Here is a 22,232-nt window from a genome sequence, read left to right as displayed (position 1 = left end):
AATATCTGCCCCCCCCTCGGCGTGGGCCACCCATCGCCCGGGGTGGCCGGGCCGATCACCGCCCAGCCCAACATCCCCCGCTACCTTGTCGCCGCCGTTTGTTTCGCCCTCTCCCCTCTGCTAAATCACGGCGTAAAAAACATTCTGGCAGGTCGCCCCTCGTGGGTCGCCCGCCCACCTTCCTGGAGCAGTCCAATGATCCCCCGCTATACCCGCCCGGAAATGGCCTCGATCTGGGAGCCCCAGACCCGGTTCAAGATCTGGTTCGAGATCGAGGCGCACGCGGCGGACGCCCTCGCCGAGCTTGGGACTATCCCCAAGGACGCCGCCAAAACGGTCTGGGCCAAGGCCAGGAACGCCACCTTCGACGTCGCCCGCATCGACGAGATCGAGCGCGAGACCAAGCACGACGTCATCGCCTTCCTCACCCACCTCGCCGAGATCGTCGGCCCCGAGGCGCGTTTCGTGCACCAGGGCATGACCTCCTCAGACGTGCTCGACACCTGCCTCAACGTCCAGCTCACCCGCGCCGCCGACCTGCTGCTCGCCGACCTCGACAAGGTGCTGGCTGCGCTGAAGAAGCGCGCCTTCGAGCACAAGATGACGCCGACCATCGGCCGCAGCCACGGCATCCACGCCGAACCCGTGACCTTCGGCCTCAAGCTCGCCTATGCCTATGCGGAATTCTCGCGCGCTAGGGAGCGCCTGGTCGCGGCGCGGAAGGAAGTCGCGACCTGCGCCATCTCCGGTGCGGTCGGCACTTTTGCCCAGATCGATCCGCGCGTCGAACAGCATGTTGCAAAGGCCATGGGCCTCGTCCCCGAGCCGATCTCGACGCAGGTCATCCCCCGCGACCGCCACGCGATGTATTTCTCGACGCTCGGCGTGATCGCCGCCTCGGTCGAGCGTTTCGCGGTGGAGGTCCGCCACATGCAGCGCACCGAAGTGCTGGAAGCCGAGGAGTTCTTCTCCGAAGGGCAGAAGGGTTCGTCCGCGATGCCGCACAAGCGCAATCCGGTGCTCTCGGAAAACCTCACCGGCCTGTCGCGCATGGTGCGCGCCTATGTGACGCCGGCGCTGGAGAACGTCGTGCTCTGGCACGAGCGCGACATCTCGCACTCATCCGCCGAGCGCATGATGGGCCCCGATGCGACCGTGACGCTCGACTTTGCGCTGGTCCGCCTCGCCGGCCTGATCGACAAGCTGCTGGTGTATCCCGCCAACATGCAGAAGAACCTCGACCGCCTCGGCGGCCTCGTGCATTCGCAGCGTGTTCTGCTGGCGCTGACCCAGAAGGGCGCGAGCCGCGAGGACGCCTACAAGCTCGTGCAGCGCAACGCCATGCCGGTCTGGCGCGGCGAAGGCGACTTCCTCCAGCTCCTGAAGAAGGACGCTGAAGTGAAGAAGTATCTCACCGACGCCGAGATCGAGGAGCAGTTCGACCTCGGCTATCACTTCAAGCACGTCGACACGATCTTCAAGCGCGTGTTCGGCGAAAGCTGAACGTCATTCGTAGCCCGGGTGAGCGCAGCGATACCTGGGACTTCTCTCACAAAAGATCCCGGATGGCCCTTCGCTCATCCGGCAACAACAACAGAGACGGAGCCTCCATGCCCATCGTCAACCGCGTTGCCGCCCTCTCCGACGAAATGGCCGCCTGGCGCCATGACTTCCACGAGAACCCGGAGCTGCAATACGACGTCCACCGCACCGCCGGCATCGTTGCCGACCGCTTGCGCGAGTTCGGCTGCGACGAGGTGGTGACGGGCATCGGCCGCACCGGTGTCGTCGGTGTGATCCGCGGCCGCAAATCCGCCTCGGGCAAGACCATTGGCCTGCGCGCCGACATGGACGCGCTGCCGATCATGGAGACCTCGGGCGTCGCCTACGCCTCCAAGGTCCCCGGCAAGATGCACGCCTGCGGCCATGACGGCCACACCGCCATGCTGCTCGGCGCCGCCAAATATCTCGCCGAGACGCGCAACTTCGACGGCACCGCGGTCGTGATCTTTCAGCCTGCGGAAGAAGGCGGCGGCGGCGGCAAGGCGATGGTCGAGGACGGGCTGATGACGCGCTGGAACATCCAGGAGGTCTATGGCATGCACAACATGCCGGGCCTGCCAGAAGGGCATTTCGCGACCACGCCAGGCGCGATGCTCGCCTCCTCCGACAACATTCAGATCACGGTCCACGGCAAGGGCGGCCATGCCGGCGCGGGTCCGCACAAGTCCATCGACAGCGTGCTGATCGGCGCGCAGATCGTCAACGCGCTGCAATCGATCGTCGCGCGCAACGTCGATCCGCTGAAATCCGCCGTCATCTCGATCACGCAATTCCACTCCGGCACGGCCTTCAACATCATCCCGGAGATCGCCGAGCTCGGCGGCACCGTGCGCACGCTCGACCCTGAAGTGCGCGATCTCGTCGAGCGCCGTATCGGCGAGGTCGCCGACAGCGTTGCGCGCGCCTATGGCGGTTCGGCGGAGACCAAATACACGCGGATGTATCCGGTGACGATGAACCATGCCCGCGAGGCCGGTCTTGCCGCCGACGTCGCCCGCGACATCGTCGGTGCCGAGCGCGTCAACGACAAGTTCATTCCCATGATGGGCGCCGAAGACTTTTCATTCATGCTGGAAGCGCGCCCCGGCGCGATGATCCTGGTCGGCATGGGCGACGGCAACGAGTGCCACCACCCGGCCTACATCTTCAACGACAACATCCTCGGCCACGGCGCATCGTATTGGGCGCGTCTGGTGGAGACGCGGATGCCGGCGGGTTAGTCGGATTCGTAGGGTGGGTTAGCCGAAGGCGTAACCCACCGCCGTCTCTGTCCACGGAAACAGAAGAGGTGGGTTACGCCGAGCAGATGCGCTTTGCGCATCTGCAGGACTAACCCACCCTACGCACTTCTCCGCTCATCCCTGATATTGCAGCACGTGCATGCCGGCGTTCCAGTCGGAGACGAACATCAGCCCGTCCGGCCGGACATAGGCGTCGCAGGTCTTGGCTGCGAGCGCGACCTTCGGGCGGGGGTCGATGAGCTTTTTCGGTGGCGGCGGCACCCAATACGCGATCTCCTTCGGTGCGAAGGCGTCCCTGATGTCGAACACCCTGACGCCGGCATTGTTGTAGGTCGCGAAGATCGTCTCCTCGCTCTGGAACGAGCCCGGGCGATTCTCGTGCAGATTATGCGGTCCGAAGGTACCGTTCGAGCAGAAATCGCGTTCGCGCGGGGTCGGCAGGGTTGCGATCGGCACCGGGTTTCCAGGCGCCCGCACGTCGAGAACGAATGTATGGAACAGGCCTTTGGCGCACTGATCCGCATTGGCTTCGTCCGCGACGATTGCGAGCTGTCGCTTGGGCAGCGGCAGCGGTGTATGCGTGCCGCGGGCGAAGGGCGGTGACCAGTTGATGTGGGACAGCAGCTTTGGATTGGTGGGATCGCTGATGTCATGAATGGTGAAGCCGCCATCGCGCCAGGCAGCATAGCCGCGATCACCCGCCGTGATCATGTGATGGAGCGCAAAGCGCTTGCCCTTTGGCGTCGCCGGCTCGCCAGCCGCGCGGTTCATGCCCGGCAGCCACCATTTCGCGACGATCTCCGGTTTCGTGATGGTCTTGAGATCGACCACGCAAAGGATGTGATCGGTAAACCCGTCGAGATGTGCCGACACATAAGCATAGCGGCCGCCTGGCCACCACAGCCGGTTGATGCCGAAGCCGGGCATTTCGAGAAAAGCGATCTCGCGCATCTCGTTCGGCTTGGATATGTCGTGGATCGACAGCCCACAGCGGAATTTCTTTGCCTTGGTGATGCTGTCGACCAGCGTGTTCTCGAAATAGCCGCGCATGTTGTCGTAGGACTGCAGCGCGACGATGTTGGCGCCGTTCGCAAGCAGCAGCAAATCTTCCGCCACCTGCAAATGGTGGGTGCGGGTGTATTGTCCTGCGGTGAAGAAATTGACCGGCTTCAGCGCACGCGGATCGGATGCGTCCAGGATCGTCACGCCGTCGCTGAACATGTGCCCGACATAGACGTGCTGCCGGTTGAACATCACCTGCACGCTGTCGGGCCGTCCGCCGATGTCGCTATAGGAGATGTGCTTGATGCCCTTGCCGATGCCCTCGGGAGGAATGTCTGCCTCCGAAGCCGATGCCGGCCTTGACCACCCGGCCAGCGCCGCGGATCCGAACACGGCCGACAATTGCTGAAGGTGGCGGCGGCGAGAGAGTTGTGGCATCGGTTTCCCCCATTTTTTTGGGGATGATGATCGCTTGCGGCGAGGCATGCAAGGCTCGTGTCGTCTCCTCACCTCAATCGCAGGCGTGTCTAGTCCGGCCGGACATCACCGCTGCCTAGACCTCAGTTGCAGACCTCACCGGTGATTTTTAAGCTGGCGTTCGCATTGGGCACGAGCCCAAGGCGACAGCCCTTCGCGACCGGTCTGCATCCGGCGCCGTTGCAGATCATCTGGCCGGAGGCTTGTGACTTTGGCGCCGTAGACTCAGCATCTCTGCGGTCGCTGTCGCGCCTCTTCGAATTCTCGCGCGCCGCGACCGGCTTCTTCTCCTGAATCTTCTCGCACTCGTTGTCGTCGCCGACGTGATAGCCGGCGCGGCAGGTGATCTTCGCGCATTGATCGCCGTCGGCCTTGAAGCCGAAATTGCATACCAGCGGGCAGACCCGCCCCGGCTTCGCCTTCAGCGCATCGAGCGCGTCGACACTCGCGAGCTTTGCGTCGAACTGGGTGCCGGCATATTTGTTGAACAGTGTCAGCGAGCGCTGCGTTGCAGCGTTCCAGTCGCCGTCAGCGGCGGACGAAAGACAGCCGACCCGGCGCAATTCGTTCTGGACGGATTTCGCGAGGTCGCCGGGTGGCGGAGCGCTTGGCGGCGGCGGCGACAGCGCGGCGACCTTCCTGCCTTCGGAATCAGCCGCCTGCTTGTCCGCTACCTGCTTCGCTGCCGCCTCAGCTGCCGCCTTCTCCAGCGCCCGCTTCTCCGCGAGCGACTTGGCCGCGGCAGCTTCCGCCGCCTTGCGATCTCGTTCGGCCGCCTCCGCCTTGGCCTGCTCGATCTGCTTGGCCTTCTCGGCCGCAATCCGCGCCTCTTCCGCGGCTTTGGCAGCGGCGGCGGCTTTCTCCTGCTCGGCCTTCTGGGCTCGTTCGGTCGCGAGCCTCGCCTTCTCCTGTTCGGCCAGACGCGCCTTCTCGGTCGCCACCGTGCGATCCTCCTCGGCAGCAATCTTCTTCAACTGCACGCGGGCGAGGTTGGCGTAAAAGCCGTCCGGATAGGTCTGGAGGAATGCCTCCCAAGCTTCACGCAGGCCGGCCTGAAGGGCAAGCTCGTAGTCTTTGCGCACACTGTCCTGCGGATTTGCCTGCGGACCGGCTACGGCGGCCGGCCTCACCGGCACCAGCGGCACATCGCTGCCACCCAGAGAGCCATAGACATACGGCTCCTGCTTGTTGCCGGTCTTCTTCAAGACGTCGTCACGGACAAACCCGAACGCCTTGCGCAAGTCGAGCCCGGGCTTCGGCAGATGATCGGTCAGCGCGACCGCGAACGGGCTGTTGCGGGAGTCGCCATCCGACGCCGTCGATCCCGCCTTGGCCGCAAACGCGATCATCGTGTTCGGACTGGTCGGCTCGACCTTGGCAAGGCCGCCCCCAATCGCGCGCGAGGCCAGTGTGCGCTTCATCGTCTTGGCGAAGGGATTGTCACGGCACGCATCGAGGATGACGAGACGGAGTTGTTTGGCTGGTTCGACAGCATACAGCGCGCGATCAAGCGCGATCGTCTCGTCGAGGACATCGCCGTCGGTTTCCAGCATGGCATCGGTCGGAACGAGATAGTTGCTGCCGTCCAGTTCGATGCCGTGGCCTGCATAGTAGATCACCGCCATGTCGGCATCGCGCGTCCTGGCCGCGAACTCTCGTAGCGATCGCCGCATTTCGCTGGCATTGAGATCCAGCCTGATCTCAACCGTATCGAAACCCGCATTCCTGAACATGCCGCCGACTAGGCCGGCGTCATTCACCGGGTTCGCGAGCCGCGGCGCGTTTTTATAGGCGGAGTTGCCGATGACGAGCGCAACGCGCTTGTCGGCCAGGGCAGCGCCGCACCCGAGCCACAGACCGCACATCAATATCGATAGGCTTCGAACAATCATGAAAAACGCCCAGACCTATGCGGCCACTCAGGAGATACCCTAATTGCACACTTCCTTCGTCCGGCCAGACATCACTGAGCTCGCATCAGAGGTGCTGGCGCGTTCTATTCTGCATCCCTTGCCGACAGGGCGGCAGCCAGCGGCATTGCAAAATATCTGCCCAGATGCTTGCGGCTTCGATGGCGTGGACTCTGTGTCCTTCCGGTCCGTATCCCGCCTCCGCGAATCCTCACGCGTGGCGACCGGCTTCTTCTCCTGAATCTTTTCGCACTCGTTGTCGTCACCGACGCGATAGCCGGCGCGACAGGTGATCTTCGCGCATTGATCACCATCCGCCTTGAAGCCGAAATTGCAAACCAGCGGACAAACCCGGCCTGGCTTCGCTTTCAGCGCATCGAGCGCGTCGACGCTGGCGAGCTTGGCGTCGAACTGTGTACCGGCATATTTGTTGAACAGTGTCAACGAGCGCTGCGAGGCGGCGCTCCAGTCGCCGTCGGCGGTGGCGGACAGACAGCCAACGCGGCGCAATTCACTCTGCACGGATTTTGTCAGATCAGCCGCCGACAATGTGGATGCCGGCGCCGGTGAAAGGGCTGCAACTTTTTGCTCGACCTCAGGAATCTGCCGATCGGCCACAGGCTTTGCAGCCTGCTCCGCCTTCTCTGCGGCCTGCTTGGCGGCAAGCTCGGCCTTGGCCCTCTCCGCGGCCTGCTTCTCTGCCTGTGCTTTCGCTGCGGCAGCCTCGGCCAGCTTGCGCTGGTGCTCCGCTGCGTCCGCCTTCGCCTGCTCGATTTGCTTCTGCTTCTCGGCCGCGATCCGGGCCTCTTCGGCAGCCTTGGCGGCCGCGGCCGCCTTGTCCTGCTCGGCCTTCTGGGCGCGTTCGGCAATGAGCCTTGCCTTCTGCTGCTCGGCCGCATTCGCTTTTTGCTCGGCCGACGCGCGCGTCTCTTCAGCGGCGATCTTGTTCATCTGGCCCTTGGCCAGATTGGCGTAGAAACCTTCGGGATATTGCGCCAGGAAGGCCTCCCAGCCGTCGCGCGTGGCAAGCTGCAGCGCGAGTTCGTAATCCCTGCGAATAGAATCCTGCGGATTGGCCTGCGGACCGGTCGCGGCAGGCTTGGTCGCGACCAGCGGCACATCGTCGCCGCCGAGGGAGCCATAGACATAGGGCTCCTGCTTGTAGCCGGTGCTCTTGAGCACGTCGTCGCGCACGAAGCCGAACGCCTTGCGCAGGTCGAGGCCCGGCTTCGGAAGGTGCTCGACCAAAGCGACGGCGAACGGGCTGTTCCTGGAATCGCCGTCAGACGCGGTCGAACCGGCCTTTGCCGCGAACGCAATCATGGTGTTGGGGCTGGTCGGCTCGACCTTGGCAAGCCCGCGTCCGATCGCGCGCGAGGCCAGCGTCCGCTTCATGGTCTTGGAAAACGGGTTGTCGCGGCAGGCGTCCAGGATGATCAGGCGCAGCTGCTTGGCCGGCTCGACCGCGAACAGCGCGCGCTCGACCGGGATGGTTTCGTCGAGCACGTCGCCATCGGTCTCCAGCGTCGCGTCGATCGGAATGAGATAGTTGGTGCCTTCCAGCTCGATGCCGTGGCCGGCGTAATAGATCACCGCCATGTCCGCATCGCGGGTCCTGCCGGCGAACTCACGCAACATGCGCCGCATCTCGCTGGCACTGAGATCCAGCCTGACGTCGACGGAATCAAATCCCGCCTTCTTGAACATGCCGCCAACCAGAGTGGCGTCGTTGACGGGATTGCCGAGCTTGGGCGCGCTCTTGTACGCGGAATTGCCGATGACAAGCGCAACCCGCCGGTCCGCATGGGCCGGTCCGCAGGCGAGGCCAATGGCCAAAATCAACAAAGCAAATATCCGAAACGGAATCACTTGCGTCCCCCCGGATGCAATTCCACGAGACTATTCGGACCATCGCTCAATTACCAATTCTTCCTATGTGATACTTGTCACATAAGGGGCTCTATCGGGGGGATGGATAATGCGGCGAAGCGTCGCTCTGCTTTCGGCTGACGCCAAAGCCGCCCGTCGGGTCCGTTACATTTGCACCACCTCGTGGCGCATCACGAACGGTGCAAGCAGTGCGCGCACCTCGCTCGCAACCGCCTCGCGCTGATCCGCCGGCAGGCCCGCCAGCGTCACAGTGGCGATCGAACCGTGGCTGCCGTGAGCGCCGACCCTGACCTTGCAGTCGATGCCGCGCTCGGCGAGCGGCGTCAGCACCTTCGTAAACACGCGCTGGGCTGCGTCCCAGCGCAGCTGCGGCTTGAACACTTTGCCGACGCCCGTCACCGGCATCGGGTCGATCGGGATGACCTGCACCGGGACAGCCGCGCGCTCCGGCGTACGCTCGCGCACCCATGTCTCCAGCTCGCCCGGTTCGACGATCGCCCCCGGCTTCAGCTGCACGTAGCCCACCGGCAGCTCGCCGGCATAGGCGTCGGGTTGACCGACCACTGCGGCAAAGCCGACGGCAGGATGGCGGAACATGATCTCCTCGATCGGCGCCGGATCGATGTTGTGGCCGCCGCGGATCACGAGATCCTTGGCGCGGCCGGTAATCCAGAGATAGCCGTCGGCATCGAGCCGGCCGAGATCGCCGGAATTGACCCAGACCTCGTCGACGAAGGCGCCCTTGTTGTGTTCGTCGTTGAGATAGCCGCCGAACACGCCGGGCCCGGCCATGATGACGACGCCGATCTCGTCCGGCGCGCAGTCGCGGATCAGGTGGCCATCGGCATCGAGCTGCACGATGCGCCCGCGCGCGTAAGGCATCGGAAGGCCGACCGAACCAAGCCGGATCGGCCGTGACGGATAGGCCAGCGTGTGCACGCTCGAGGTCTCGGTCATGCCGTAGACCTCGACGACCGGCAATTTGAGCTTGTCCTGGATCGCAGACCCCACCGCGACCGGGATCGCCGAGCCGCCACCGGCTGCATATTTCAGGCTGGAGATGTCGGCGTTGCCAGGCGGCACCGCGAGTGTTGCGGCGAGTACCGTCGGCACGCTCGACAGCGCCTCCGGCTTGAAGCGCTCGACCAGCTGCCAGATGTTCTTGACCGCACTCGGATTGCGCCATCCGCTCGGCGACAGCACTACCAGCGAACCGCCGGCCGACAGCGTCGTCAGCACCTGCGTCAACGAGCCCCCGACGTGAAACAGCGGCATGCCGAACAGCATGTTGGCGCCCGGCTTCGACTTCAGCAGCAGATTGAGCGCCCAGGCCTGATAGACTTGGTTGGCATGCGTGTGCCGCACCAGCTTTGGCGTGCCGGTGGTGCCACCGGTGTGGAAATAGGCGGCGATGTCGTTGCCCAGAATCTTGCGCCCGCTGATAAGGCGGTCCGAAGGCTGCTGCTTGATCAGGTCGCTGAAGGCAAAGACTCCCTTCCCCGGGTCACCGCCACCGAACACCTGTACGATCGCCTTGAGATGCTTGAGCTGCGGCTTGATCTGCTCGACTTTCTGCCAGATGTCTGTGCCCGGCATCGGCCCGAGCGCCACCAGGACTTTTGTGTTCGCCGCTTCCAGAATCTCCGCGATCTGGTGCGGCTCCAGGAGCGGATTGACGGGATTGGCGATGCCGGCGGCCTCTGCGCCGAACAGCGTTACAAAGGCGTCCGGCACCAGCGGCAGCATGAAGCTGACGACGTCGCCCTTCTCGACACCAAGCGCGTGAAACATGTTGGCGGCCTGCGTGACGCGCGCGATGAAGTCGCGGTACGTGACCACGACCGGCGTGTCGGCCGGATCGGCGTTTTGCAGGAACTGGAGCGCCGGCCCGTCGGGGTTACGGGCCGCACCCAGCCTGATGGCGTCGTAAGTGCTCTCGGCCGCGACGCGATCGGCGTAAGGGACTTGCTCGAAGGCTCGAACCTCCGCGTCCGTTGCCAGCTCCGGATAGTCGTTGCCGATGAACCGATCGAGCGCATGGATGCCCGCCATGGAATTCCGTTCTCCCTCAGATGCATGTCCCCACGCCCTGTCTTTTGACTTTTTGGGCCCGCGGGCCTCGACCGATGGCCGGCCGAGCACGGGCAGAATGATCGATGATTTGGCGTTCGTCCATGACCTAACGTCGGCGACGATGGGGCTCCGGCAAAGCCTTTGAACCTGTGCGGCCGATCCGGGGACCAAGAACTGGCATCGGACTCACATGCCAGCATGCTTGCCAGCCGTTGCCAGCGTCCTGCCGCAAGACTTGAGGTGATCATGACTACGCCCCCGCGGGATTGCGCCACCCGGCTGTTCATCGCGTTCGCCGTGACAGCGGCGATCTTGACACCGGCGTTCGCTCTGCCCCGCGCGGCCCACGCCGAGGACGGCCAGATCGACAAGATGCGCGCCAAGATCTCGGCCTTCATCAGCGACAAGATGGAGAAGCTCGGCGGATCGCGCATCGTCTACAAGGTGGACACCGATGGCCTGCGCGAGAGCGTCGTCACGGATTTGCGCGACGACGTCTACAAGACCCTGCGCGAGGGCAAGATCGCCTTCTCCGGTCTTACGATCCGCGACGGCGGCGTCGAGTTGAAGATCGCCGACGTCAAGGGCCGCGAGCAGCTTGCACGCAAGCTCGCGTCAGCCGCGGAAGGATTGCCGTCGCATGCACTCGCCGTGACCAACGGCAGCGACGGAATGGTCAGGCTCGCGCCGACCGATGCAGCATCCGCCGCGCGGCTGCACGAGCTCGTCGAAGATTCCATCGCCATGATCGAGCAGCGTCTGAAGGAGGCCGGCGTCCAGCTCGCCAGCGTCCAGCCCGATGGGACCGACCGCATCCGCATCTTCCTGCCCGGGGTGATGGAGCCCGAGCGCGTCACCACAGTCTTCGCCCGAAGGGTCAAGGTCGGCTTCCGCCTGATCGACCTCTCGATGCAGCCTGAGCATGCGCAATCCGGCACGCCGCCGGCGGGCACGGAAGTCCTGCCCGGCTTCAAGGACAAGAGCCTTTATCTGGTCGCCAAGGACAGCGCGCTCGACGGCGACGACATCAGCTATGCGGGCCCTGGGTTTGCGAGTGCCACGAAAGAGCCGATCGCCTCGTTCCGCTTCAATGGCCGCGGCACGCGGCGCTTTGCCCACATCACCGAGGAGAATATCGCAAAGCCCTTCGCCATCGTGCTCGACGGCAAGGTGATCTCCGCCCCCGTGATCCGCGAGCCCATCACCGGCGGCTCGGGCCAGATCTCCGGCAATTTCACCCTGGAGGAAGCAAACAGCGTCGCCATGCTGCTGCGCGCCGGTTCGCTGCCCGGGCACCTCGGCCTGGTCGAGCAGCAGGTCGTGCAGCCCGCCGCCAAACCCTAAGGCGGGGGCTCGCCCCACGCCCACGCCTGGTCCCGCCCCGCCCCGTCGGCAGCCGAGATCCACCACACAGAGGCTCGTACCCGGTGGACCCCGAATCGCGGGCGCGCCACGGCCATACACACCGTCAAACAGGCAATTGCCGAAACGCCCGATCAGGCTAAAATTTGCCTCTTGCGGCACGGCGGCCGAAAGCTTCATCAAGCGGTCGTCGTTCGATTTCGGCTATAGGTGTCGAGAATACGACCGTGACTGAAGGCCTTACGCGGGGATAGTACCATGCCGTCCGGCAGCGCAGACATTTCGTCGATCCTCGACCGCATCCTCGAGGCGGCGACGGATAACCTCAGGATCGCGAAGATCCTGGTCCAGATGGGCCTCGATCCGAACAACGTCACCTACGATTCGATCTTCAATCGGATGCTGGAGATCTTCGTCCAGAACATCACGCTGGCCAATATGTTCGCCGCGGTGGGCGCCGGCTTCTTCGTCGCCACCCTCCTGATGCGGACGATGGTGCCGCTGCGCGTCGCCAACATGATCGGCTGCGCGTTCTTCGCCGTCTTCGGCGCGCTCTCCGCCAACGTCTCGACCTTCCTGCTCTATCTCCTGCTGCTACCCATCAACGCCTTGCGCCTGCGGCAGATGCTCAAACTCGTCAAGAAGGCGCGCCATGCGGCCGAAGGCGACATGTCGATCGAATGGCTCAAGCCGTTCATGACCGAACGCAAATATCGCCGCGGCGACACGCTCTTCAAACTCGGCGATCCAGCCAAGGAGATGCTCCTCACGGTCACCGGTAAGTTCCTGGTCAAGGAGATCAATATCGAGATCATGCCGGGCGCGCTGATGGGTGAGCTCGGCTTCCTCACGCCGGGCAACCGGCGCACCGGAACGATTGAATGCATCGAAGACGGGCAGGTGTTGACGATTACCTATGACCGGTTGCTCGAGATCTACTTCCAGGATCCGCAGTTCGGCTATTACTTCCTGGTGCTGACCAGCCAGCGCCTGCTGCAGAACATCGATCGGTTGCAGAATCAGCTGGCGTCCGAGCGGGCGGCCACCACGAACAGGATCGCGTGATCGAGTGCGCGTCGCCGCTCAGCTCAGCAGCAACGCCATGCCCGGATCGCCCTTCTCCATCGCACGTCGATAGGCCGTCCGCGCACTGATGCGGCCGAGATATTCGACCACGTTCGGACAGCGCTGGAGATCGTAGGGCTGGAAGTAGCGCATGGTGGTGAGTGAGAACACCGTCATGATGTCGGCAGTCGTGAAGGCGCTGCCCGCAAGATATTCAGCCTCGCGAAGCCTTGCGTCGAGTAGATCGTAGGCCCGATCGAGACGCCCCTTCATCGCGAGCAGGGTCGGATTGTCCTTGGCGAGATCGAGCCGGCTCAGGATCATCATTCGTCCCATGCCGGGTTGCAGGGTGCCATTGGCGAAATGAAGCCAATACAGAAATTGCGCGAAGGCGGGATCAGTGGGACCGAGCACGAGTCCTCCGTTGCCATATTTTGCAACGATGTAGTCGACGACAGCGCCGGATTCCGCGAGCACCAGCTCGCCGTCGGTGATCACAGGCGCCGTACCAGCCGGATGCAGCGCCTTGTACTCGGCCGGAGCCAGCATCGTGACGGGATCGCGCGTATAGCGCTTCAGCTCGTAGGGAATTCCCAGCTCCTCGCACAGCCAGACGATTCGCTCGGACTGCGACTTGCCTAGATGATGGACGGTGAGCATGAGGCCTCCTGAAGACATGAAGCAGAACATAGGATGTGCCACGAGAACGCACAGGTGCGGTTGCGACTACGCCTCGTCCGTCACCATCCGCGCTACCACGCGGTCGCGGCGGATGAAATGGTGCCAGAGGGCGGCGATCACGTGAACCGCGATCAAGGCGAGCAGCACATAGGCAAAGAGAATGTGGCGGTCTTCATAGGCGCCCGCCGCCGCGCGGTCGGGAGCGGTGAATTGCGGCACGTGAAACAGGCCGAAGAAGTCCGAATAATCAGGTGCGTGCGCACCGGAATGTGCCCAGCCGAACATGGTGACCACGATGACGGCGAGGTAGAGCGCGCCGTGACTGATATGGGCCGCGACCTTCTGCCAGCGCGAGGTCTCGGCCGGCATGGTCGGTGTCGGGTTGACGAGGCGCCACACCAGGCGCAGCACGGTGAGCAGCAGGATCACATAGCCGATATCGGCGTGGATCGAGCGGTAGAAGAAGCGGTCGGGACGCGCCGGGATGTGGTTCATCCACCACCCGAAGCCGATCATGCCGATGATGGTCAGCGCCAGACTCCAGTGCAGCCATCGGGAGATGCTGCCCCAGCCGTGACTGGTATTTCTGATCATGTCGGCTCTCCGGAGTTTTGCGGGCCTGTCCCTATCCGCACCGCAGTACGGCAGCTGATACCGGAACCCATGCGGCAATCGCGAAATCGAATCGCTGCAAATTAGCCTTAAGCGCCCCTGCCGCAAAACCGCCCCAAAAACCGAATGGTAACCATGTCGGGCTAGAGTGATCACGTGACCAATTCCCCGACGATTCTGGTGTTCGATTCCGGCCTTGGCGGGCTCACGGTCCTGCGTGAGGTCGTGGCCGCGCGCTCCGATGCGCATTACGTCTACGTCGCGGATGACGCCTTCTTCCCCTACGGCCACCACAGCGAGGACGCGATCATCGCCCGCGTGGTGCCGCTGATGGGGGAATTGATCGGCACGCACGATCCTGACCTCGTCGTCATCGCCTGCAACACGGCGTCCACCTTGGTCCTATCGCATCTGCGCGCCGCTTATTCCCTGCCCTTCGTCGGCACGGTGCCGGCGATCAAGCCAGCCTGCGCGCAGTCGAGGAGCCGGCGGGTGTCGGTGCTCGGCACCAAGGGCACGGTGAAGCGCGAATACACCAAGGCGCTGATCCGCGATTTCGCGCAAGGCTGCGAGGTGACACTGGTCGGTTCGCCCGAGCTGGCGGCGCTGGCCGAAGCAGAGCTCAACGGCTCTCCCGTCAGCGACGACGCCATCCTCGCCGAGCTCGCCCCGTGTTTCGTCGGCGATGCCGGCGACGCAGGCGCACGCACCGACACCGTGGTGCTCGCCTGCACGCATTACCCGCTGCTGCTCGACCGGCTGAGAAAGCTGGCCCCCTGGCCGGTCGACTGGATCGATCCGGCGCCCGCGATCGCCCGCCGCGTCTCGGATCTGCTCGGCCCGCACACCGATGGTATCGCGCAATCCGGCGCCGAGATGATCTTCACCTCGAACCGCGTGCATGGCCTTTCGGCCGTGCTGATGCCGTTCTTCGGCGGCCGCATTCCAGCCTGACCTTGCGCCTCGACGGCGCGCTGCTAGGCTCCGCCGTCGTCGTTTCCTGCAGGTTCTTCCCATGTCGGTCTCCGCAACGCCGCTCAACCGTCTCCGCCAGCTCTGGCGCGAGGGTCGCCCCGCCTTCGGTGCGATCGCGACGATCCCGAGCGTGCAGACCGTGCAGATCATGGCGCGCTCGCTCGACTGGATCATCGTCGATCTCGAGCACGGCCCGATTGGACTGACCGAAGCACATGCGATGATCGCGGCCACCACCGGCACACCGTGCACGCCGCTGGTGCGGATCGCGGCGAACGAGCCATGGCTTGCGAAGGCACCGATGGACATCGGCGCCTTCGGCATCAATTTCCCGATGATCACCAATCGCGCGGAGGCTGAGAAAGCGGTGCGCAGCGTGCGCTATCCGCCACGCGGCGATCGGCTCTGGGGTCCGTTCCATGCGCCATTCCGCTGGGGCCAGTCGATGCCGGACTATATGGCGAGCGCGGATGACGAGATGATCTGCATGATCACGATCGAGCACGTCGACGCCGTCAACCGCATCGACGAGATCATGGCGACGCCCGGCATCGACGTCGCTGTGATCGGCCCCGGCGATCTCGCCACCTCCATCAACAAGCGCGGCCAGATGGACGATCCGGAATTGCTGGAGCTGGTGGCGCGGGCCGAGGCCGGCATCCTCAGAAGCGGCGTGCCGATTGGCGGCGTGGCGCGTACCGCAGACCAGGCCAACGCTCTGGTCGACCGCGGCTACCGCGCGATCGCGCTCGGCTTCGACTGGTCGTTGTTCCAGCGCGGCATCATGGCGGCGTTCGACGGAATCAAGGGCTAGCCATTGAGTCTTGCCGGGAGTTTTGCCGGGAACCACCGCGCTACTAGGGTCGGTCGTTCCAGGGAGGAAAAACCATGTTCAAAAAGACTTTGCTCGCTCTTGCCTTCACCGGCCTTGCCGTTGCCGCCTTCGCCCAGCAGCCCGGCATCAAGCGCACCCCGCTCCAGAAGGTCGAATTTCCGGATGGCTACAACACCATCACGGCCATCGCGGAAGTCCCGGCGGGCGGCGCGGCCGGTCGCCATACCCATCCTGGCATCGAGACCGGCTACGTGCTCGAAGGCGAGCTCAATCTCCTCATCGACGGGCAGCCGGAAAAGACGCTGAAGGCCGGCGATTCCTACCAGATCCCGGCAGGTGTCGTGCATGACGCCAAAGCCCACGGCGACAAGGCTATGAAAGTGCTCGGAGTTTACGTCGTCGACAAGACCAAGCCGCTGGCCTCGCCGGCGCCCTGATGCGGCGAACCGACCGGCCCCACGCGGGTTGGTTCGTGCTAGAGCAGGCGGCGGGCGGGAACTCCGCTCGCTGCACAAACTTTAATCAGGGGAAACCAAAGAGCGATGCGCGGGACGTCCAAGACCATTTCGCTGCCGCGTCGCCTGATTGTCGACCTCATGCACGCCTCGATGGGCGTGCCCTTCGTGTCCCTGTCCCGTTCGCTCGATATCGGCCGCCTGCTGGAGGCCCGCGCGGGCGCGATGGCGCCAGCCGGCTGGGCGGCCATGTTCGTCAAGGCTTTTGCCCTCGTCGCCAGGGACGAGCCGGTCCTGCGTACCGTCTATGCCAAATGGCCCTGGCCGTCGCTCTACGAGCTGCCGAAGAGCGTCGCGTCGGTGGCCATTGCCCGGGTCGAGGGCGGCGAGGAATGCGTGATCCCGCAGCGAATCGTGGCTCCCGAGGCCATGACGCTGGCTGCGGTCGACGCCGAGATCCGGCGCGCCAAGACCGCCCCGATCGACGAAATTCCCATGTTCCGCAAGATCATGCGGGTGACCCGCCTGCCGCTGCCGCTGCGGCGGCTGTCCTGGGCTATCGGGCTGAAATTCGGCCGGCAGCGCGGCAATTGGTTCGGCAGCTTCGCGGTGAGCTCGGTGGCAGCCTATGGCGGCGGCGAGCTTCACCCCATCACGCCCGGCCCCTTCATCGTCAGCTATGGGGTGGTCGGGCCCGACCAGACCATCCATGTCGTGATTCGCTGGGATCACCGGGTGACCGACGCCGCCCCGATCGCCCGGGTCCTGACCCGGCTGGAACAGGTCCTGAACACTGAAATTGCTGCCGAATTACGGGCGGCCGGGTCGAAGCCGATCCGGGCAGTCGGGACGTGATTCCGGGCCATTCGCATTGACAGCGAGCCCCAAATCCTCCTAAAAGCCGCTTGCTCGCGGGCCGATTTCGGCCCGCGATGCGTTTCGCGACCCGTGGTCCTGTCCCTCAAGCTTTGGGATCGGACCTGTCAGTGCCGGCCTAGCCCGTCACACAGGAGGGCGCGTTTCCTCAAACCATGTACCTGAAGAGGACGCGATGACTAAGCGCAGTGAGGCGAAGTACAAGCTCGATCGCCGTATGGGCCAGAACATCTGGGGCCGCCCGAAGAGCCCCGTGAACCGCCGCGAATACGGCCCCGGCCAGCACGGCCAGCGCCGCAAGGGTAAGCTCTCCGACTTCGGCGTGCAGCTGCGCGCCAAGCAGAAGCTGAAGGGCTATTACGCCAACATCTCCGAGCGTCAGTTCCACAGCATCTATGTCGAGGCCAGCCGCCTCAAGGGTGATACCGGCGAGAACCTGATCGGCCTGCTCGAGCGCCGTCTCGACGCGGTTGTGTACCGCGCCAAGTTCGTCTCGACGATCTTCGCCGCGCGCCAGTTCATCAACCACGGCCACGTCAAGGTGAACGGCCGCAAGGTCAACATCTCGAGCTATCTGGTCAAGATCGGCGACGTGATCGAGGTCAAGGAAGCCTCCAAGCAGCTCGCCCACGTCCTCGAAGCCAGCCAGCTCTCCGAGCGTGACACCCCCGACTATCTCGAAGTCGACCACGGCAAGATGACCGCCAAATATATTCGCATCCCGCACCTCTCGGACGTGCCGTTCCCGGTGCAGATGGAGCCGCATCTGGTCGTCGAATTCTATTCGCGCTAAGATCTGAATATCGAAAGGCCCCGGTTCGCCGGGGCCTTTTTGCTTAAGAGCCACACTTCATTGGCCGTTTGCCTTCAGGAGGCGTCGCATGCTCTACACCCCTCCCCCGATCGACCCCAAGGCGCCGCCGGTGCGCATCAATCTGCTCTCGGACACGCAGACAAAGCCGACACCTGCGATGCGCGAGGCGATGGCGCGCGCGGAGGTCGGCGACGAGCAGGTCGGCGATGATCCGACCGTGAACGCGCTATGCGAGCGCGTCGCCGAGTTGCTCGGCAAGGAAGCCGCCGTGTACATGCCCTCCGGCACGATGTGCAACGTCACCGCGACGCTGGTGCATTGCCGTCCCGGGGACGAGATCCTCGCGCATGAGAGCGCCCACATTATCGCGCGCGAAGGCGGCGCGCATGCTGCGATCGGCGGCTTCCAGGTCACGCAGCTGAAGGGACCCGACGGCCAGTTCACGCCGGAGACGTTCCGCAAAGCGCTGCATCCACGCACCCGCTATCAGCCGCCGCAGACGGTGGTCAGCGTCGAGCAGACCGCCAATATCGGCGGCGGCACAATCTGGAAGAAAGCCGCGCTCGACGAGATCGTCGCGATCGCGAAACAACATGGCCTCGTCACTCACATGGACGGCGCGCGTCTGCTCAACGCCACTGTCGCGAGCGGCATCTCCCCGCGTGACATGACCGCGGGGTGGGATTCGGCCTGGATCGACTTCTCGAAAGGCTTGGGCGCGCCGATCGGCGGTGTGCTGGCGGGATCGCGCGCCTTCATCGATGCGGTCTGGCAGTGGAAGCAGCGGCTCGGCGGCTCGATGCGGCAGGCCGGAATTTGCGCGGCGGCCTGCATCTACGCGCTCGACCATCACGTCGACCGGCTCGCCGACGATCACGCCAACGCGCGCGCGCTCGCCCGCGGTCTGTCGCAGATCCCTGGCGTCGAAGTGCAGGAGCCCGAGACCAACCTGGTGTTCTTCAAGCCCGATGGAGCCGGCATTCCCGGCGACAAGATGGTCGCGGCACTGCGCCAGCGCGGCGTGACGCTTGCGATGATGGACGGCCGCATTCGCGCCTGCACGCATCTCGACGTCAATGCGAGCCAGATCGAGGAGACGATCGGCTACGTGCGCGAGATCGCGCGCGGAGCGTAAGTCCTGTAGCCCCGTAGCCCGGATGGAGCGCAGCGAAATCCGGGGCGACATCGGCAGCGGTCCGGATTGCGCTTCGCTCCATCCGGGCTACCACAGCGGGGCTAGACGAAAAGGCTACCGCCCCATCGCCTGGTAGATCAGCGTCTTCAGTGCCAGTTGAATCCGGCCGCGCTGCGTCGGGGTCTGCACCATGAAGATTCCGAACAGATCGTCCTCGGGATCGATGAAGAAGAACGTGCCGCCGACGCCGTCCCAGCGATATTCGCCGAGCGGCCACGCCGTTCCAGGGGGAACCGAGGTGCGCACGGCGAAGCCAAGACCGAAGCCGGAAGATCCGCCCGGATAATAGTTCTGGTCGCGCGCGATCTTCGTCTCCGACCCGATATGATCCGAGGCCATCAGCGCGATGGTCTCTGGCTTGAGATAGCGCCGGCCCTCATACGTGCCGCCGTTGAGCAGCATCTGGGCGAAGCGGGCGTAGTCGCCGACGGTACCGACCATGCCGCCGCCGCCCGATTCCCATGTCGCCGGCCGCCTGATGTCGCGGAGCTGCGTCGATGGATTGATGTAGCGATCCTCCGGTATCGGCTCGGCGATGCGCGGGAATTTGGCGGGATCGGCGACGAAGAAAGCCGTCTCGGTCATGCCGAGCGGATCGAGCAGCCGCTCCTTCTCGAACTGCAGCAGCGTCTTTCCCGTGATGATTTCGACGATGCGGCCGAGCACGTCGGTGGAATAGCCGTAGTCCCACACCGTGCCGGGCTGCTCGACCAGCGGCAGCGTGGCGATCTTGGCGACGAATTCGGCGTTGGTCAGATTGCTGTTGAAGAGATTGGCGTCCGCATAGAGCTCGCGCACCATACCGCCGCCGTAATAGCCGTAAGGCAGCCCTGAGGTGTGGCGCAGCAGATCCTTGATCGTGATTGGTCGCTCCAGCGGCTCCAGCGCCAGGGCGACTTTGCCGTCCTCGGCCTTTTTCTCGATACCGACCTTTATGCCGGAAAAGGCCGGAATGTATTTCGAAGCGGGATCGTCGAGCGAAAGCCTGCCCTCCTCGACCAGCATCATCGCCATCACGGAGGTGATCGGCTTCGACATCGAGTAGAGGCGGAAGATCGTGTCTGCGCTCATCGAGAGTTCGGTCGCGACGTCGCGGACGCCGAAATTCTGGTAATACACCGGCTTGCCGTGCTGCTGAAGCAGCAGGATGGCGCCGGGGATCTTGCCGGTGGCGACCTCGTTGCGGATGTAGTCGGAAACCTTCGCCAGCCCCGCGGGCGAGAGCGTGCGAACCTCAGGTCTCTCCGAGCCTGCCTTTGCAACGATGCCGCCGGCGAGAAGGACGAGCGCCGCGATCAATGCGCGGCGCCCGACCATGTCAATTCTCCATCGCTTCATAAACCAGCTGCTTCAATGTTCGCTGCACGCGCTGGCGCTCGGTCGGGGTCTGCTCCAGCAGCACGAAGAACATGTCCTGCTTGGGGTCGATCACGAAATAGCAGCCGGAGGCGCCGTCCCATTTCAATTCGCCGAGATCGCCGGGCGGCGGCGGTTTTGCGTTGCCGGGATCGGTGCGGACCGCAAGTCCGAGACCGAAGCCGAAACCATCGCCGGGGAAGTAGAAATAATCGCGATCGACACCCGACTTGGGTCCGATCTGGTCGGTCGCCATCAGCTTGAACGTCTCGGGCTTGAGAATCGTCTTGCCGTCGAGGCTGCCGCCGTTGAGCAGCATCTGCGTAAAGCGCTCATAATCCGCCATGGTCGTAACCATACCGCCGCTGGCAAACTGGATTTTCTTGGCGACCGTCGGATCGTTGATCCGTCCGACCCGGAAATCGCTGTCGTTCGGCACCGGCTGCGCCAGCAGCTTCTGCTTCTCGGGATCGGTGACGAAGAAGCCGGTATCGACCATGCCGAGCGGATCGAGCAGCTTCTCCCGTTCGATCTCGATGAGCGGCTTGCCGGCCGCGACTTCCATGACCCGGGCCAGGATATCGGTGGAATGGCCGTATTGCCACAGCGCGCCCGGCTGGTTGTGCAGCGGCAGTCTTGCGATGCGCTCGGCGAACTCCGCGAGGTCGAAATCGCCGGCATAGATGTTGGCCTCGCGATAGGCCTTGCGGACCAGACTGTCGCCGTAGAAGCCGTAGGTGACGCCCGAGGTGTGCGTCATCAAATCGTGCACCGTCATCGGCCGGTTCGGCGGCACGAGCTCGAGCGATTTGGTGCCGTCCTCGGCCTTCTTCTCGACGCCGACTTTCACGTTGGCGAAGGACGGAATGTATTTCGAGACGGGATCGTCGAGCTTGATCGTACCTTCCTCGATCAACTTCACTGCGACCACGGAAGCGATCGCCTTGCTCATCGAGAACAGGCGGAAGATCGTCTTGTCGGTGATCGGCGCCTTACTGACTACGTCCTGCACGCCGAAGACTTCGTGGTAGACCGGCTTGCCATGTTGCTTGATGAGCACGTTTGCGCCGGCGATCTTGCCGGTCGCGACCTCGTTCTTGAATAACTCGGTGATCCTGGCGAGCTTGTCCTTGTTGAAATGCGCGCCGGCCGGAATCTCGTAGGTGCCCTCCGCCCGCGCGAACGACATCGTACCCAACGACACAAGCGCGGCGCAGACCAGCGCACGCAGTCCAGACTGTGAAATCATATCCCCTCCCCGGAACATGGCCCGGCGGAGTGTACCGGCAGCGCCATCAGGCACAAGGGCTGCTGTGCCGCGCCAAAGCGTCCGCGTGCAGAACCGCGCTCTTTTCCGAGAAACAACAAAATATGACCTCGACGACCAGCGGCGCGGTCGGCAGGGCTTCAATGGTCGCATGGACCGCAATCGTCGCGGCCTGGTCGGCCGGAAAGCCGTAAACCCCGGTCGAAATCGCGGAGAACGCCACGGAGGTCAGCTGATTAGCCTCACAGAGCTCAAGCGCACGGCGGTAGCAGGAGCGCAGCGCCTCAGCCTCACCACGAGTGCCGCCGTGCCAGACCGGACCGACTGCATGGATCACATGACGCGCAGGGAGAAGGTAGCCCCGTGTGATCTTGGCATCGCCGGTCGGGCATCCTCCAAGCTTCCGGCACTCGGCTAGAAGCTCGGGACCGGCAGCGTCATGGATCGCACCATCGACGCCGCCCCCACCCAGGAGCGACGTGTTGGCCGCGTTGACGATGGCGTCAACGCTCAGCGTGGTGATGTCAGCAACAATGACCTTGAGCTCCGCGCCTCCGATCCGGCGCGTCAGCCCGGTCACGTA

19 protein-coding genes are annotated in these 22,232 nt (G+C 64.1%); 10 read left to right on the top strand and 9 right to left on the bottom strand.

What is annotated here, in order from left to right; genetic code table 11:
* Nucleotides 1-195 precede the first annotated feature (195 nt).
* The gene (gene purB, locus ABIB66_RS11910) at nt 196-1,503 is read left to right on the top strand and encodes an adenylosuccinate lyase (protein WP_354208513.1); all 1,308 of its coding nucleotides are present in this window, start codon (nt 196-198) and stop codon (nt 1,501-1,503) included.
* A 107-nt stretch (nt 1,504-1,610) separates the two neighbouring features.
* Entirely contained in the window at nt 1,611-2,783 is a 1,173-nt protein-coding gene (locus ABIB66_RS11905) for a M20 aminoacylase family protein (protein WP_354208512.1), read from the top strand.
* A gap of 135 nt (nt 2,784-2,918) precedes the next feature.
* Here ABIB66_RS11905 and ABIB66_RS11900 read toward each other — a convergent pair whose 3' ends face one another.
* The 4 genes from ABIB66_RS11900 to ABIB66_RS11885 form a co-directional block, all read right to left on the bottom strand.
* Complete coding sequence (locus ABIB66_RS11900) at nt 2,919-4,244, bottom strand: LVIVD repeat-containing protein (protein ID WP_354254861.1); 1,326 nt, start codon at nt 4,242-4,244, stop codon at nt 2,919-2,921.
* A 122-nt stretch (nt 4,245-4,366) separates the two neighbouring features.
* Entirely contained in the window at nt 4,367-6,175 is a 1,809-nt protein-coding gene (locus tag ABIB66_RS11895) for a caspase family protein (protein WP_354208510.1), read from the bottom strand.
* Between the two features lie 39 nt (nt 6,176-6,214).
* Complete coding sequence (locus ABIB66_RS11890; protein ID WP_354254860.1) at nt 6,215-8,062, bottom strand: caspase family protein; 1,848 nt, start codon at nt 8,060-8,062, stop codon at nt 6,215-6,217.
* Between the two features lie 165 nt (nt 8,063-8,227).
* A complete protein-coding gene (locus ABIB66_RS11885) occupies nt 8,228-10,135 on the bottom strand; it encodes an acyl-CoA synthetase (protein ID WP_354208508.1) in 1,908 nt (635 codons plus the stop codon).
* A 267-nt stretch (nt 10,136-10,402) separates the two neighbouring features.
* On the opposite strand from ABIB66_RS11885, the gene ABIB66_RS11880 reads away from it, so the two are divergent.
* Nucleotides 10,403-11,500: a SecDF P1 head subdomain-containing protein gene (locus ABIB66_RS11880; protein ID WP_354208507.1), complete on the top strand. Its 1,098-nt coding sequence runs from the start codon at nt 10,403-10,405 to the stop codon at nt 11,498-11,500.
* A gap of 276 nt (nt 11,501-11,776) precedes the next feature.
* Nucleotides 11,777-12,583, top strand: a complete 807-nt coding sequence (locus tag ABIB66_RS11875) for a Crp/Fnr family transcriptional regulator (RefSeq protein WP_275170088.1) — start codon at nt 11,777-11,779, stop codon at nt 12,581-12,583.
* 18 nt (nt 12,584-12,601) lie between these two features.
* On the opposite strand, the gene ABIB66_RS11870 is transcribed toward ABIB66_RS11875, so the two are convergent.
* Entirely contained in the window at nt 12,602-13,243 is a 642-nt protein-coding gene (locus ABIB66_RS11870) for a glutathione S-transferase family protein (RefSeq protein WP_354208506.1), read from the bottom strand.
* 66 nt (nt 13,244-13,309) lie between these two features.
* Complete coding sequence (locus tag ABIB66_RS11865; RefSeq protein WP_354208505.1) at nt 13,310-13,858, bottom strand: cytochrome b; 549 nt, start codon at nt 13,856-13,858, stop codon at nt 13,310-13,312.
* A gap of 174 nt (nt 13,859-14,032) precedes the next feature.
* Between ABIB66_RS11865 and murI the strand changes: the two genes are divergently transcribed.
* The 6 genes from murI to ABIB66_RS11835 all read left to right on the top strand — a co-directional run bounded on the left by murI (nt 14,033) and on the right by ABIB66_RS11835 (nt 18,966).
* Nucleotides 14,033-14,830: a glutamate racemase gene (gene murI / locus ABIB66_RS11860; protein WP_354208504.1), complete on the top strand. Its 798-nt coding sequence runs from the start codon at nt 14,033-14,035 to the stop codon at nt 14,828-14,830.
* A 61-nt stretch (nt 14,831-14,891) separates the two neighbouring features.
* On the top strand, nt 14,892-15,665 hold the full coding sequence (locus ABIB66_RS11855) for an HpcH/HpaI aldolase family protein (RefSeq protein WP_354208503.1): 774 nt from the start codon (nt 14,892-14,894) through the stop codon (nt 15,663-15,665).
* A gap of 74 nt (nt 15,666-15,739) precedes the next feature.
* Nucleotides 15,740-16,123 (top strand): cupin domain-containing protein, encoded by a 384-nt coding sequence (locus ABIB66_RS11850; RefSeq protein WP_354208502.1) that lies wholly within the window; start codon nt 15,740-15,742, stop codon nt 16,121-16,123.
* A 105-nt stretch (nt 16,124-16,228) separates the two neighbouring features.
* Nucleotides 16,229-16,996, top strand: coding sequence for an acyltransferase (locus ABIB66_RS11845; protein ID WP_354058271.1), 768 nt, complete (start codon nt 16,229-16,231; stop codon nt 16,994-16,996).
* Nucleotides 16,997-17,192: 196 nt separating this feature from the next.
* The gene (rpsD, locus tag ABIB66_RS11840; RefSeq protein WP_007612106.1) at nt 17,193-17,810 is read left to right on the top strand and encodes a 30S ribosomal protein S4; all 618 of its coding nucleotides are present in this window, start codon (nt 17,193-17,195) and stop codon (nt 17,808-17,810) included.
* Nucleotides 17,811-17,898: 88 nt separating this feature from the next.
* Entirely contained in the window at nt 17,899-18,966 is a 1,068-nt protein-coding gene (locus tag ABIB66_RS11835) for a threonine aldolase family protein (protein ID WP_354208501.1), read from the top strand.
* A 114-nt stretch (nt 18,967-19,080) separates the two neighbouring features.
* Here the strand turns inward: ABIB66_RS11835 and ABIB66_RS11830 are convergent, their stop codons facing one another.
* Genes ABIB66_RS11830 through ABIB66_RS11820 form a run of 3 tightly spaced genes read right to left on the bottom strand, consistent with a single transcriptional unit; the run spans nt 19,081 to nt 22,229 of the window.
* A complete protein-coding gene (locus ABIB66_RS11830) occupies nt 19,081-20,343 on the bottom strand; it encodes a serine hydrolase domain-containing protein (protein ID WP_354208500.1) in 1,263 nt (420 codons plus the stop codon).
* 1 nt (nt 20,344) lies between these two features.
* Entirely contained in the window at nt 20,345-21,631 is a 1,287-nt protein-coding gene (locus ABIB66_RS11825) for a serine hydrolase domain-containing protein (protein WP_354208499.1), read from the bottom strand.
* Between the two features lie 46 nt (nt 21,632-21,677).
* Nucleotides 21,678-22,229 carry an O-acetyl-ADP-ribose deacetylase gene (locus tag ABIB66_RS11820; RefSeq protein ID WP_354254859.1) on the bottom strand — a complete coding sequence of 184 codons (552 nt, stop codon included), beginning with the start codon at nt 22,227-22,229 and terminating at the stop codon, nt 21,678-21,680.
* Nucleotides 22,230-22,232 lie beyond the last annotated feature (3 nt).

The organism is Bradyrhizobium sp. F1.13.3 (assembly GCF_040548265.1).
Lineage (GTDB): Bacteria > Pseudomonadota > Alphaproteobacteria > Rhizobiales > Xanthobacteraceae > Bradyrhizobium.
The sequence above is the reverse complement of the archived record's forward strand: the minus strand, read 5'-3'. Positions and strand labels throughout refer to the sequence as shown.